This is a genomic window from Paracidovorax citrulli (assembly GCF_900100305.1).
GTDB lineage: Bacteria > Pseudomonadota > Gammaproteobacteria > Burkholderiales > Burkholderiaceae_C > Paracidovorax > Paracidovorax citrulli.
The window spans coordinates 63,609-77,417 of the sequence record NZ_FNEY01000017.1; the positions used below are offsets into that span (position 1 = coordinate 63,609).

The 13,809-nt window shown below is 71.4% G+C and carries 11 protein-coding genes and 1 pseudogene; 7 read left to right on the forward strand and 5 right to left on the reverse strand.

Annotated features, from left to right (window positions below; genetic code table 11):
• Positions 1-83: 83 nt before the first annotated feature.
• A complete protein-coding gene (msrA, locus tag BLR99_RS12980) occupies positions 84-623 on the reverse strand; it encodes a peptide-methionine (S)-S-oxide reductase MsrA (RefSeq protein ID WP_017439556.1) in 540 nt (179 codons plus the stop codon).
• A gap of 128 nt (positions 624-751) precedes the next feature.
• On the opposite strand from msrA, the gene BLR99_RS12985 reads away from it, so the two are divergent.
• The 4 genes from BLR99_RS12985 to BLR99_RS13000 all read left to right on the forward strand — a co-directional run bounded on the left by BLR99_RS12985 (position 752) and on the right by BLR99_RS13000 (position 4,056).
• Positions 752-1,480 (forward strand): TetR/AcrR family transcriptional regulator, encoded by a 729-nt coding sequence (locus BLR99_RS12985; protein ID WP_017439557.1) that lies wholly within the window; start codon positions 752-754, stop codon positions 1,478-1,480.
• Between the two features lie 24 nt (positions 1,481-1,504).
• Entirely contained in the window at positions 1,505-2,215 is a 711-nt protein-coding gene (locus BLR99_RS12990) for a protein-L-isoaspartate O-methyltransferase family protein (protein ID WP_046059526.1), read from the forward strand.
• Positions 2,216-2,249: 34 nt separating this feature from the next.
• A complete protein-coding gene (locus tag BLR99_RS12995) occupies positions 2,250-2,600 on the forward strand; it encodes a rhodanese-like domain-containing protein (RefSeq protein ID WP_011795906.1) in 351 nt (116 codons plus the stop codon).
• A 109-nt stretch (positions 2,601-2,709) separates the two neighbouring features.
• The gene (locus BLR99_RS13000; protein ID WP_046059525.1) at positions 2,710-4,056 is read left to right on the forward strand and encodes a TolC family outer membrane protein; all 1,347 of its coding nucleotides are present in this window, start codon (positions 2,710-2,712) and stop codon (positions 4,054-4,056) included.
• Positions 4,057-4,123: 67 nt separating this feature from the next.
• Here BLR99_RS13000 and BLR99_RS13005 read toward each other — a convergent pair whose 3' ends face one another.
• The 4 genes from BLR99_RS13005 to BLR99_RS13020 all read right to left on the reverse strand — a co-directional run bounded on the left by BLR99_RS13005 (position 4,124) and on the right by BLR99_RS13020 (position 10,238).
• On the reverse strand, positions 4,124-6,817 hold the full coding sequence (locus BLR99_RS13005) for a bifunctional acetate--CoA ligase family protein/GNAT family N-acetyltransferase (RefSeq protein ID WP_011795908.1): 2,694 nt from the start codon (positions 6,815-6,817) through the stop codon (positions 4,124-4,126).
• 174 nt (positions 6,818-6,991) lie between these two features.
• The gene (locus BLR99_RS13010; protein WP_046059524.1) at positions 6,992-8,287 is read right to left on the reverse strand and encodes a 3-deoxy-D-manno-octulosonic acid transferase; all 1,296 of its coding nucleotides are present in this window, start codon (positions 8,285-8,287) and stop codon (positions 6,992-6,994) included.
• A gap of 29 nt (positions 8,288-8,316) precedes the next feature.
• The gene (locus BLR99_RS13015) at positions 8,317-8,838 is read right to left on the reverse strand and encodes a carbon-nitrogen hydrolase family protein (RefSeq protein WP_082081976.1); all 522 of its coding nucleotides are present in this window, start codon (positions 8,836-8,838) and stop codon (positions 8,317-8,319) included.
• Positions 8,839-8,849: 11 nt separating this feature from the next.
• Positions 8,850-10,238 carry a phosphomannomutase/phosphoglucomutase gene (locus tag BLR99_RS13020; protein WP_041828025.1) on the reverse strand — a complete coding sequence of 463 codons (1,389 nt, stop codon included), beginning with the start codon at positions 10,236-10,238 and terminating at the stop codon, positions 8,850-8,852.
• Between the two features lie 284 nt (positions 10,239-10,522).
• Here BLR99_RS13020 and BLR99_RS13025 point away from each other — a divergent pair, with 284 nt between their 5' ends.
• The 3 genes and pseudogenes from BLR99_RS13025 (at position 10,523) to BLR99_RS13035 (ending at position 13,682) form a co-directional block, all read left to right on the forward strand.
• On the forward strand, positions 10,523-12,115 hold the full coding sequence (locus BLR99_RS13025) for a DNA-3-methyladenine glycosylase 2 family protein (RefSeq protein WP_048857592.1): 1,593 nt from the start codon (positions 10,523-10,525) through the stop codon (positions 12,113-12,115).
• A gap of 70 nt (positions 12,116-12,185) precedes the next feature.
• Positions 12,186-12,794, forward strand: a complete 609-nt coding sequence (locus tag BLR99_RS13030; RefSeq protein ID WP_011795913.1) for a methylated-DNA--[protein]-cysteine S-methyltransferase — start codon at positions 12,186-12,188, stop codon at positions 12,792-12,794.
• Positions 12,791-13,682: pseudogene (locus tag BLR99_RS13035) on the forward strand (DMT family transporter). The gene BLR99_RS13030 and the pseudogene BLR99_RS13035 overlap by 4 nt, the downstream one beginning before the upstream one ends.
• The last annotated feature ends 127 nt before the right edge of the window (positions 13,683-13,809 follow it).

Sequence of the window (13,809 nt, forward strand, 5' to 3'; positions counted from 1 at the left end):
GGCGTGCGGCCTGTCAATGCAAGCCTGTTAATGCAATCGTGTTGCATTATGCATGCGAGCCGCACGCCTGCGGCCGGCCGTGGCTATTCGGGCTTGAGGTAGCGCGCGAACGTCTTGCGGAATTTCTCCACCTTCGGCCCCACGACGAAGGCGCAGTAGCCCTGCTCCGGATGGTTCAGGTAGTAGTCCTGGTGGTAGTCCTCCGCCGGCCAGTACGACTGCAGCGGCTGCACTTCGGTGACGATCGGCGCGCCGAACAGCCGGTCCTGCGACATCTGCCGCACCATGGCCTCCGCCAGCTCCTGCTGCGCGGGCGTGGCGGTGTAGATGCCGCTGCGGTACTGCGTGCCCACGTCGTTGCCCTGCCGGTTGAGGGTGGTGGGGTCGTGGGTGGCGAAGAAGATTTCCAGGATCTCCCGCAGGCCGATGACCCCGGGGTCGAAGGTCAGCCGCACCACTTCCGCATGGCCCGTCCTGCCCGAGCAGACCTGCTCGTAGGTCGGATGCGGCACCTGGCCGTTGGCATAGCCGCTCTCGACGTCCGTGACACCTCGAACGCGGTCGAAGACGGCCTCGGTACACCAGAAGCAGCCTCCGCCCAGGGTGATGGTTTCAGAATCCATGGAAAACCTCGCTGTGAAGAAACGATACGGTAAGGAGACGGCGGCCCGGCCCTTGTGGGAATTGTCCGCGCCGCCACGTTGACGCCACCACGCTCCGCCGCTACATTACTAACCAGTCAGTCATTAATATGGCCTCCCGCTCCCCCGCCTCCCCTCTCTCTTCGACGCCATCGCCCCGGCGCGCCCGCCGCAAGGAAGCGCGGCCGGGCGAGTTGATCGAGGCTGCGCTCGATCTGTTCGTGGAGCGCGGCTACGCCGCCACCAAAGTGGATGAGGTGGCGGCGAGGGCCGGGGTTTCCAAGGGCACCCTGTTCCTGTATTTCCCGAGCAAGGAAGACCTCTTCAAGGCGGTGGCGCGCCACAATCTGGCCCGGCACTTCACGGAATGGGACGTGGAGATCGAGCACTATCCCCACAGCACGTCCGAACTGCTGCGCTATGCCTACGAGCTCTGGTGGGAGCATATCGGCGCCACCAAGGCCTCCGCCATCTCCAAGCTGGTGTTGAGCGAAGCGCACAACTTTCCCGACATCGCGGCGTTCTACCGCAACGAGGTCGTGCTTCCGGGCAACCGGCTCATCCGCCGCATCCTCGAGCGCGGCATGCAGCGGGGGGAGTTCCGCAAGCTCGACCTCGACTGCGCGGTGCATGTGGTGGCCGCGCCGCTGGTGTTCATGTTGATGTGGCGCCATTCCGGCGTCTGCATGCCCGCGTCGGACGAAGTGACGCCGCAGCGCTTCATCGATGCGCAGGTGGACAGCCTGCTGGCGGGTTTCTGCGTGCGCCAGGACGCGCCCGCTGCCCAACCGCGGGCGAAGCGGGCGGTACGCGCGCCTAAAATGGATGGTTTGTCCTGACCCCGTGCACCGGAGAAATCCCCCATGACCCTCCCCCTGAACACGACCGCCGACGCGAACGACCCCGTGACGCTGGCCCGCTACAACATGATCGAGCAGCAGATCCGCCCGTGGAACGTGCTCGACGCCGATGTGCTGGACCTGCTGGGCACCGTGCGCCGCGAGGATTTCGTGCCCCCCGCCTACCGCGGCATGGCGTTCATGGACATGGAGATCCCGCTCAACCCCTCCGCCGAGGAAGCCCAGCGCCTGGGCCAGTGCATGCTGGCCCCGCGCGTGGAAGCCCGCCTGCTGCAGGACCTGCAGGTCAAGCCGACCGACCGCGTGCTGGAGATCGGCGCCGGCTCCGGCTACATGGCGGCCTTGCTCGCGCACCGCGCCGAGCACGTGGTCACGCTGGAAATCGTGCCCGACCTGGTGGAATTCGCCCGCGAGAACCTGCTGAGCGCCGGCATCGACAACGTGGCGGTGCGCCAGGGCGACGGCGCACGCGACGCCATCCCGGACGGCCCGTTCGACGTCATCGTGCTGAGCGGCTCGGTACACGAAGTGCCGCAGCACCTGCTGGCGCTGCTGCGCGAAGGCGGCCGCCTGGCCGCGATCACCGGCGACGAGCCCGTGATGCGCGCCACCTTCGTGCGCCGCACGGGCGACCGCTTCGCCACGACCCATCCCTGGGACACCAACGCCCCGCGCCTGCAGCATTTCGCGGAGCGCCCACGCTTCACGTTCTGAGCGCCTTCCCTTCCCGACACGGCATCGCCCTTCCATGATCGACCACGTACGTCCCTCCCAGCTCGACGAATGGTTCTCCGCCCAGGCCGGCGGCGGACGCCCCCTGGTGCTGGACGTGCGCGAGCCCTGGGAACTGCAGACCGCCAGCGTGCGCGCGGCGGAGGGCGGCGGCTTCGACATCGCCGCCATTCCCATGGGCGAGATCCCCGCCCGGCTCGATGACCTGGATGCGGAGCGCCCCGTCGCCTGCCTGTGCCACCACGGCGTGCGCAGCCTGCGGGTGGCGGCTTTCCTCGAACAGCACGGATTCCAGCGGCTGGCCAATATCTCGGGCGGCATCGACGCCTGGTCGCACGAGCGCGACCCCGGGGTGCCCCGCTACTGACATCGCGGTATCGGCTCCGCGCCCGTCCTCCAGGAAGACGGGCGGGATGCCTGCCGCCCGAACGGTCCGCCCAACGGTTCATCAGCCAGGAAAGAGACGCTTGCCCGCCATGACTTCCCGACGCACGCATTTGCCCTCCCGCCGCGCCGCCGGCGCACTGGCCTTCGTCCTCGCGGCGGCGGCCGGGACCGCCTCCGCGCAGAGCCTTCCGGCGCTCTACGAACTTGCGCAGGGCTACGACGCCCCACTGCAATCGGCGCTGGCCGACGCGCAGGCCGCGGGCAGCCGCGCGGAACAGGCGCGTGCCGGCCTGCTTCCGAGCGCGGGGCTCTCGGCGGGCACCTCCTATACACGCACCGACGTGAACCGCCCGCCGGTGGACCTCGGCGCTCCGCAGCAGACGGCGGGCATCACGGCCTCGCAGCCGCTGTACCGCCCCGCCAACCGCATCGCGTTCGAGCAGGGGCAGCGCGGTGCCGAGATCGCCCAGGCCCGGCTCGAAGCCGCGCGCCAGGATCTGGTCGTGCGGCTGGCGCAGGCCTATTTCGACGTGCTGGCGGCCCGGGACAGCCTCACCTTCCTGCGGGCCCAGAAAGCCGCGGTGTCGGAGCAGCGGGCCTCGGCGCAGCGCAACTTCGAGGTGGGCAACGCCACCATTACCGACACGCGCGAGGCGCAGGCCCGCTTCGATCTCGTCGAAGCCCAGGAAATCGCGGCGGACAACGACCTGCGCGTGAAACAGCTCGCGCTGGAGCAGTTGGTGGGCTGGCCGGGCGTATCTCCCCTGCCCCTCGCACAGCCCGTGCAACTGCCCGCCGTGACGCCGGCCGACGCGCAAGCATGGGTGCGGACGGCGGACGAGTTGCAGCCACAACTGCGCCAGGCCGCCATCGCGCTGGACGTGGCGCGCCTGGAAACACGCAAGGCCGAAACCGGCCACCTGCCCACGGTGGACTTGCAGGCGGGCTACAACGTGGTGCGCAACCCCAACGGCACCACCACGCTCCCGCACGTCCACTCCACCGCCCGTGCCGCCACGGTCGGCGTGCAGATGACGCTGCCGCTGTTCGCGGGCTTCGCGGTGCAGAACCGCATCCGCGAAACCCTCTCGCTGGAGGAAAAGGCGCGCGCGGATCTGGAAAACGCCCGCCGCACGGTGGCGCAGGCCGTGCGCAGCGCCTTCTTCGGCGTGCAGTCCGGCCAGGGCCAGGTCCGTGCGCTGGAGGCCGCGGAGGCGTCGAGCCAGAGCGCGCTGGAGGCCAACCGGCTGGGCTACCAGGTGGGCGTGCGGGTGAACATCGATGTGCTCAATGCGCAGAGCCAGCTCTACCAGACCAAGCGCGACCTGGCCCAGGCGCGCTACAACGTGCTGCTGGGCACGCTCAAGCTGCGCCAGGCCGCGGGCACGCTGACCCCCGACGACCTGCGAGCGGTGGACGCGATCACCGCGCATTGAGACCGCCGGAGCCGGCGGGCGGCCCGAAGCGCCGCACCGCTGGCGAAGCGGCGCCGGGCCAAGCGCGTCACAACTGGTGCGCCACCAGCTTGAAATCCGGATCGTCCGGGTAGGCTCGCACCTCGAAGCCCAGCCGCCGCATCAGCTTGAGCATGCTCGGGTTGCCGGCCAGCACCAGCCCCTGGATCTCCGTCAGGCCCTTGTCGCGCGCGGCCTCCATGATGCTCAGCATGAGCCGCGATCCCAGCCCGCGGCCATTGAAATCGTCGGCGACCACCAACGCGAATTCGCAGCTGGTCTGGTCCGGATTGGTCACGTAGCGCGATACGCCGACGATGCGCTCGGTGCCGCGGATCTCCCCGTCCTCGCCCGCGCTGCGCTCGCGGTGCACGGCGACCAGGGCCATCTCCCGGTCGTAGTCGATCAGCGTGAAGCGCGCCAGCATGGACGCGGGCAGCTCCGCGATCTGCGATATGTAGCGGAAATACCGGCTCTCCGGCGACAGCTCCTTCACCAGCCGCTGCAGCATCTGCGCGTCGTCGGGCCGCACCGGCCGCACCAGGAACTCGCCCCCGCCGCGCATCGGCCAGACCTGCTCGTAGCGTGCCGGATACGGCAGGATCGCCAGGTGGCCGTAGCCCTCGCTGCGGCCGGTGGCGCCCTGCGCGGTGTCGCGCACCACGATGCGCGCGTCCACCGCGACCACGCCCCCGGCATCCACGATCAGGGGATTGATGTCCATCTCGCGCAACTGCGGCAGCGCGCACACCATTTCCGAGACGCGCAGCAGGGTCTGCTCCAGCGCGTCGCGGTCCACGGCGCTCGCGCCGCGCCATTCGCCCAGCGTTTCGGCCACGCGCGAGCGTTCGATGAGCCTGCGCGCCAGGAACTGGTTGAGCGGCGGCAGTTCCATCGCGCGGTCGTCGATCAGCTCGATCATGGTGCCGCCCGCGCCGAAGGTGATCACCGGCCCGAAGGGATCGTCGGTCACCAGCCCGATGCAGATCTCGCGGCCGCGCCGTGCCCGCGCCATCTTCTGCACCGTGACGCCGTTGATGCGCGCGCCGGGCTGCAGGCGGGCCACCCGCTGCACCATGTCGGTATAGGCATCGCGCGCGGCGGTGCCCGAGTGGATGTCCAGGGCCACGCCGCCCACGTCGGACTTGTGCGCGATGTCGGGCGAATCGATCTTCAGTGCCACCGGAAAGCCCAGTTGCGTGGCGATCATCATCGCCTCGTGCGCGCTGCGCGCGAGCAGCGTCTTGGTGACCGGAACCTGGAAGGCCGCCAGCAGCGTCTTGGATTCCATTTCGGTCAGCACGTGGCGGCGCTCGGCCAGCACGCTTTCGATCATCAGGCGCGCGCCTTCGATGTCGGGCTTGGAGAGCGCCGAGAGCGGCGGCGGCGTCTGCTGCAGCAACTGCTGGTTCTGGTAGAACGAGGCGATGTTGCCGAAGGCCCCCACCGCCGCTTCGGGGGTGCGGAAATTCGGAATGGCGGCGGTGCGCAGCACTTCGCGCGCCGGCCCCACGGTGGCGTCACCCATCCAGCAGGCGAGCAGCGGCTTGCCCATGAGGCGCTTGGCATCGGCCAGCGCCTGCGCCACCTCGGTGGCGTCGGTGCCCGGCTTGGGCGAGTGGATGGCCAGCACGCCGTCGATCTGGCGGTCCTTCTCGGCCGCCTCGATGGCGGCGCGGTAGTGCGCCGGCCCGGCCTCCTCCGACAGGTCGATCAGGTCGGCGAGCGAAGCCAGGGGCGGCAGTTGCGGCGCCAGCGCGCGCGCGGCGTCGGGCGACAGGCGACCCATCTCCAGCAGGATCTCGTTCACCCAGTCGGCGGCGAGCACGCCCGGGCCGCCGCCATTGGTGATCAGGGCCAGGCGCCGGCCCACCGGCCGGTAGCGCGAGGCCAGGCACTTGGCCGCGGAAAACAGCTCCACGAAAGAGCGCACGCGCACCGCGCCGGCGCGGCGCAGCGCGGCATCGAACACGTCGTCGCTGCCCACGATGGTGCCGCTGTGGGTCTGGGCCGCCTCGTTGCCGGCGGGCTTGCGGCCGGCCTTGAGCACCACCACCGGCTTGGCATTCGCGGCCGAGCGCAGCGCGCTCATGAAGCGCCGCGCGCTGCCGATGCCTTCCATGTACACCACGATGCTCTGCGTGCGCCCGTCGTTGGCGAGGAAATCCAGCACCTGGGCGATGTCCACGTCGGTGTTCGGCCCCAGCGATACCACGGTGGAAAAACCCACGGCATTCTTGTGCGCCCAGTCGAGGATGGACGCCGTCAGCGCGCCCGACTGGCATACCAGCGCCAGCGAGCCCTCGCGCGCCAGCGGCCCGGCCGCGCTCGCGTTGAGCTGCAGGTGCGGCCGCTGCAGGCCCAGCGAGTTGGGACCCAGCAGGTGGACGCCCTCGCGGCGCGCGATCTTCTTGAGCTTGAGCGCGCCGTCGGCATCGATGCCGTGCGACAGCACCAGCGCGGCACGGCAGCCGATGCGGCCGGCGACTTCGAGCGCGGCCGGCGCATCCTGCGGAGGCAGCGCGATCACGGCAAGGTCGGCGCGTGTCTGGGCCAGGTCGGCCAGGGTGCCGCTGGTGTGGATGTCCAGGAACTGGAGCGTGCCCTGGAACCGCTGGGCGCGCAGATGGGCATGCAGGGCGCGCGCGCAGGCGGTAAGCGTATCGGGCGCGTCCACCTGCCCGGCGAACACGGCGATGGTGCGCGGCGCGAACAAGGGGGTGAGATAGTGTTGATCCATCATGGCGGAACCGGCGCCGGCCGTGCAGGCAGGCCGCGCGAGGGAAAGGCGATGCCCCATTTTGCGGCATCGGCAGCGCCGACCGGCCCGGACTCCGCGTTGCGGGCGTCCCGCCTTCTTCCTGTATGCACCCGGAAGTGACGCTGGCCGCACCGGGTGCCGCGGCCCTGGCCGGGGTCAGCCCCCCTGCCCCTGCCCCTGCCCCTGCCTGGGGTCCAGGCTCGCATGCAGCAGTGCGACGGCCGCTTCCGCGGTGGCGCGCGCCGCGCCCCGGTGCGTCTTCGCGAAGGCCAGGGCGGCCCGTGCCGCCTCGCCGCGCCGGCCCGGCTCCGTGGCGATGGCCTCCGCCGCCTGGACACCTTCCCGCATGTCGGCGACGCGCAGCGCGGCCCCGGCCTCGCAGGCCAGGCGGGCGGCCTCGGCGAAATTGAAGGTGTGCGGTCCCGCCACCACCGGGCATCCGCAGGCGGCTGCCTCGATGAGGTTCTGGCCTCCCAAGGGGGCGAAGCTTCCGCCCAGGAGCGCGGCGTGGGCCAGTCCGTAGTAGAGCGGCATCTCTCCCATCGAGTCGCCCAGCCAGACGTCCGCGGCCTCGGGCTCCCCGGCCCAGGCACTGCGCCGCGACACGGTGAGCCCCGCGGAGAGCAACTGCGCCTGCACTTCCGCGAACCGCTGCGGATGGCGCGGCACGACCAGCCACTGGACCGCCCGGGCCTCCCCTGCGGCGTCCTGGAGCGAACGCCCGGCCAGGGCCTGCAGCCACATCGCCTCCTCGCCCTCCCGGCTGCTTGCCAGCAGCACCACCGGGCGCGGGCAGGCATCGCGCCAGGCCTGCCCCCGGGCAACCTGCGCCGCATCGGGCACCACGTCGAACTTCAGGTTGCCGAACACCCCGTCCACCCGCGCTCCGGCCTCGCGCAGCCGGGCCGCGTCGTCCTCGGACTGGGCCCAGACGGCGGCGAGTGCCGCATAGGCCGGGCGCGACAGCCAGGCCAGCCGGCGCGCGCCGGCCAGCGACCGCGCATTGAGCCGGGCGTTCGCCAGGGCGAGCGGCACGCCCCGTTCACGGCAGGCCGCGACCAGGTTCGGCCAGATCTCGGTTTCCATCAGCAGCCCGATCGACGGGCGGAAATGCCCCAGGAAGCGTCGCACCGCGCCCGGAGTGTCCCAAGGCTGCCAGGCCTGGATGTCGCCCGGCCGCAGCAGCTTCGCGCCCTCCGCACGGCCAGTGGCCGTGCCGTGCGTGAGCAGCAACCGCATGTCCGGCAGCAGCGGGCGCAGTGCGTCGAGCAGGATCGCGGCCGCGCGGGTTTCCCCCAGCGACACCGCATGGATCCACACCAGCGGAGACGAAGGCGCACCGGCAGAAGGCCCGTAGCGGCCGAACCGTTCATCCACTGCATGGCCATAGCCCGGCTCCGCGGCCGCACGCCGGCGCAGCTTGCGCCGCAGCAGCGGCTGGGCGCCCACCATGAGCGCGGAATACAGACCCCGGGCCAGGCTCACGGCGCCACCGTACAGGCGCGGGCCGCGTAGAGATCCGCGCCGGCCCGCGCGGCCGCGTCGCCATGCTGTTCATGGCCGATATCCGCGCACACGGCCAGGGCCACCGCCAGGCCGCCGATGTTCTGGACATGGGCATCTTCCTGGCCTGCATCGGCATGCGACTCCTCGCCGGGATGGAGGTGGCGCTTGCGGTAGATGCGCGTGCGGCCGTCCGGCAGGAAGGTGAAGGCGCCGATCGCCGGAAGCCCCGCGCCGGCGTCCGCACGCGCCGCGGAGCCCGCCACCAGGGCCATGCCGTGGCGGCAAGCGGCCTCCCGCAGGGGAGCGAACAGCGCGTCCCCGGGATGCGCGGCCCAGCCGGCAAGGCCCTGCAGGTCGTAGCCGGGCAGCGAAAGCTCGGGAAAGACCAGCAGTTTCACCCCTTCCGAAGCCGCGGCCTCGGCGAAGCGCAGGTGGTTGCCGACATTCGCTTCCGGACCGCCGGGCAGGGAGGAGGCCTGGGCCGCCGCGACGCGCATGGCACTCATCCTCAATGCGCGGCCGCGCCCGGAGCTGCGCCGGGCTTCACGCGCTGCAGCAGCTCCAGCATGGCGCCTTCGATGCGGTGCAGCGCCTCGGGCGTATGCCCCTCGAAACGCAGCACCAGCACCGGCGTGGTGTTGCTCGCCCGGATCAGGCCGAAGCCGTCCGGCCAGTCCACCCGCAGGCCGTCGATGGTGCTGATGCGCGCCGGCTCCGGGAACGCGCTCTGCGCCAGCGCCTGCAGCTCGGCCGTCAGGCGGTGGGGCTCGCCCTCCTCGCAGGCCACGTTCAGCTCGGGCGTCGAATGGCTGGTGGGCAGGTCGTTGAGCACCGCGCTCGGGTCGGCATGGCGGCTCAGGATCTCGAGCAGGCGGCAGCCGGCGTAGGTGCCGTCGTCGAAGCCGAACCAGCGCTCCTTGAAGAAGATGTGGCCGCTCATCTCGCCACCCAGCGGCGAGTCGAGTTCCTTCATGCGCGCCTTGATGAGCGAATGGCCGGTCTTGTACATCACGGCCTGGCCGCCCACGGCCTCGATCGCCGGAGCCAGGCGCTGCGTGCACTTCACGTCGAACAGGATGGGCGCGCCCGGCACGCGCGAGAGCACGTCGCGCGCGAACAGCATCATCTGGCGGTCGGGGAAGATGTTCTGCCCGTCCTTGGTGACGATGCCGAGCCGGTCGCCGTCGCCGTCGAAGGCCAGGCCCAGCTCGGCGTCGCTCTCCTGCAGCGCGCGGATCAGGTCGCGCAGGTTCTCGGGCTTGCTGGGGTCCGGGTGGTGGTTGGGGAAATTGCCGTCCACCTGGGAGAACAGCTCGATCACCTCGCAGCCCAGCGCCCGGAAGATACCCGGCGCAGACGCGCCCGCGATGCCGTTGCCGCTGTCCACCACGATCTTGATGGGGCGCTCGAGCTTCACGTCGGACGTGATGCGCTGCACGTAGGCGGGCAGCACGTCGGCCTGCCGCACCGAGCCGCCGGGCTGTAATTCCCAGCTCTCCTCTTCCATCGTGCGGCGCAGGCCCTGGATCTCCTCGCCGTAGATGGCACGGCCGGCCAGCACCATCTTGAAGCCGTTGTAATCCTTGGGGTTGTGGCTGCCCGTCACCTGGATGCCGCTCTGGCACAGGGTGTGGGCCGCGAAGTACAGCATCGGCGTGGTCACGGCGCCGACGTCGATCACCTCAATGCCTGCGTCCACCAGGCCTTCGATCAGCGCGCGGGACAGCGCCGGGCCGGACAGCCGCCCGTCCCGCCCCACCGCCACGGTGGTCTGGCCTTCGCGGCGGGCCGCCGTGCCAAATGCGCGGCCCAGGGCGCGCGCGACGTCTTCGGTCAGGGTGGTCGGCACGACGCCGCGGATATCGTAGGCCTTGAAAATGGCGGAATGAAGCTGCACGGGAAGGTTCCTTTGCTGGCAGGCCCGCACTGCGGCCACGGCGCCCTTCATGGCGCCGGCGCGGCCGTGCATGGGCCGGTGGAGCGAATGCGGCGCCCTCCAGGTAACGGAGGCACGCCATCTGCGGATTCGCGGGGATTGTAGGCGTCGTGCGCACTCCCGGCGGACGGGCCGCTCGTAGGCGAAGGCCGCTTCTTGGCGACTGCCTGCCCGACGCCCGGCGGTGACAGGCACACGTCCGGAAACGGCCAGCGCCGCGCCGTCCGGCGCCTATGATGGCCTGCATGGACTCGCCACTCGCCCGCCCCGCCCCGCCCATCGCCGATGCGCTGGACGATGGCCGCTATCTGGCCCTCGCGGCGCGGGACGCGCGTTTCGACGGACGGTTCTTCACCGGCGTCACGTCCACGGGCATCTACTGCCGGCCGGTCTGCGCGGTCCGCACGCCGCGCCGCGAGAACTGCCGCTTTTTCGCGCTGGCCGCCCAGGCGGAGAATGCCGGCTTCCGGCCCTGCCTGCGCTGCCGACCCGAGCTTGCACCGCGCGTGCCTGCCTGGTCCGTGCAGGACGCGCGCAGCATCCTGGTGCGCGAGGCATTGCGGTTCCTGGATGCGGAAGGCGCCTGGGACACGGCCGCTGCGGGCGCCGGCGGCGCGGCGCCCGTGCAGCGCCTGGCGGCCCGCCTGGGCGTGAGCGACCGGCACCTGCGCCGCGTGTTCGAGGCGGCCCTGGGTATCTCGCCGCTGCAATACCTGCAGACGCGCCGGCTGCTGACGGCCAAGCAGTTGCTCACCGATACCGATCTGCCCGTCACCCAGATCGCGCTGGCCAGCGGCTTCGGCAGTGTGCGGCGGTTCAATGCCGCCTTTGCGCAGCACTATCGCCTGCAGCCCACCGCATTGCGCCGCGCGGACGGCACGGCCACCGCCGGGACAGCCTCCGGCACGGTGCGCCTGGCCTACCGGCCACCGCTGGACATCGCGGCTCTGCTGGGTTTCTTCGGGCAGCGCCGCATCCACGGCATGGAAACCGTGGATGCCCCCGGCCTGGAGCTGCGCCGGACGGCGAGGCTGCAGGACGCGGAAGGCCGCGAATGCACCGGCTGGCTGGCAGCGCGCTTCGATGGCGGCGCGGCGGCCGCACGCGGAGGTCCGCCGAAACCGCATGTGGTGCTGCGCGTGTCCAGCAGCCTGCTCCCGGCACTGCCGGGCGTGATTGCCCGGGTGCGCGGCCTGCTGGACCTGGATGCGGATCCCGAGGCGATCAACGCGGTGCTGCACGGCGATTTTCCGCGCGGCGACGGTTTGCGCGTACCGGGTGCGTGGGACGGTTTCGAACTTGCCGTGCGGGCAGTGCTGGGCCAGCAGGTCACGGTCGCCGCCGCGCGGACCCTGGCGCAGCGCGTGGTGGAGCGCTGGGGCGATCCCGTCGCCACTCCCTGGCCGGATCTTTGCCGGCTGTTCCCCACGCCCGCCGTGCTGGCGGCCTGCGACGGCGACGCGCTGGGCCAGCTCGGCATCGTGCGCCAGCGCCAGGCCGCCATCGTGGCGCTGTCCCGCGCGGTGGCGGAAGGCCGCCTCCTGCTGCACGCGGCGGCGGACGTGGCGGGCACCATCGCGGCCCTGCGCGCTCTGCCCGGCATCGGCGACTGGACGGCACAGTACATCGCCATGCGCGCGCTGCGGTGGCCGGATGCCTTTCCCTCGGGCGACGTCGCGCTGCACAAGGCCCTGGCCGTGCAGTCCGCTCCCCGGCCGGCCAGGGCCGCCGAAGAAGCCTCCCAGGCATGGCGGCCATGGCGCAGCTATGCCGTCGTGCGTGCCTGGGCCGGCACCGGCACGCCGGAGCCGGCCGAATCCCGGCCGCCGCCGACCTAGCCGCACGCCACGCCGCCACCTGCCTCCCCCCGGCGCCCCGGTCCTCCATTTCCATCGACATACTTCCGCCATGCCGCTCGCACCCTCCTCCCGCCCCGCCCTCGTCCAGATGCGCATCGCCAGCCCGCTCGGCGACATGCGCCTTGCCGCCTCGGCCGCAGGCCTGGCCGGGATCTGGTTCGACGGACAGCGCCACCAGCCCACCGACCGCCTCGACGGCCCCGGAGCCTGGCAGCACGACCCTTCGCACCCCGTCCTGGTCGCCACGGCCTCGCAACTGCGCGAATACCTGGAAGGCCGGCGCAGCCGGTTCGACGTTCCTCTCGATCTCACGGTCGGCACCGCCTTCCAGCGCGATGTCTGGCAGGCCCTGGTGGAGATACCGCACGGCGCCGTCACCAGCTACGCGGCCCTGGCTCGCGCCCTGGGCCGTCCGCTCGCGGTGCGGGCCGTGGGAGCGGCGGTCGGGCGCAATCCGGTCAGCGTGATCGTGCCGTGCCACCGCGTGCTCGGATCGGACGGCACCCTCACCGGATACGCTGGCGGCCTGCCGCGCAAAACCGCCCTGCTGAGGCTGGAAGGGGCTCTTGCGGACCGCCTGCGCACCTTGCCCCTCTGGCCGCAGGGCGACGCCACGGCCCGCGGCACCGGCGCCCCGCGCACCGGGGCGGCGGCGTGAACGCGGCGGCCGGCGTGCTGCCTGCCCGCCACTGGATCGGTGAATTCCTGCTGCTTTCCGCCCTCTGGGGGGCGTCGTTCCTCTTCATGCGCCTGGGCGCGTCCGAATTCGGGCCCCTGCCCACGGCGGGGCTGCGGGTGGCACTGGCCACCCTGTTCCTCTGGCCCATCCTGCTGCGCCAGGGCCAGTGGCCCGCGCTGCGCCGCCACTGGAAGCCCATCCTGCTGGGCGGCGTCATCAATTCCGCCATTCCTTTCGCGCTCTATGCCTGGGCGGTGCTGCACATCACCACGGGGCTGTCTTCCATCCTGAATGCCACCGTACCACTGTTCGGCGCCCTGGTGGCCTGGGTGTGGCTGGGCGACCGCATCGGCCGGCTGCGGTGGGCCGGACTGGCGATCGGCTTCGCGGGCGTGGCGCGCGCCCGCGGCGGTCGGTTTCAAATCGGACCACGCCATCCGGGCAGTCGGCGCCTGCCTGCTGGCCACCACCTGCTATGCGGTAGGCGCCAGCTACGCCCGGCGGCACCTGGTCGGGCTGCCGCCGCTGGCCACCGCCACGGGCAGCCAGTTGGGCGCCACCCTCGCGCTCGCCCTGCCCGCGCTGTGGTCCTGGCCGGCGCGGGCTCCGGGCCCCGGAGCCTGGGCCGCGGTGATCGCCATCGCCGTACTGTGCACGGGCATCGCCTACATCCTGTATTTCCGGTTGATCGCACATGCCGGACCGAGCCGGGCGCTCGCCGTGACCTTCCTCGCCCCCGTATTCGCGGTGGCCTACGGCGCCCTGTTCCTGGGCGAATCGGTCACGCCGTGGATGGCCGGCTGCGGCGTGGTCATCGTATGCGGCACCATGCTGTCCACGGGATTGGTGCGCCTGCGCGAACGTTGAGCAGGACGGCGCGGCACGCTGCGCTGCGTTAGCACGACAAATTGTGAGGCCGTGTCAGCAATTGACGCCATGATTGGTGCGAGAGCGCCTAAACTCGGCCACATGCCCGACATTGCCCGCCAAGCCC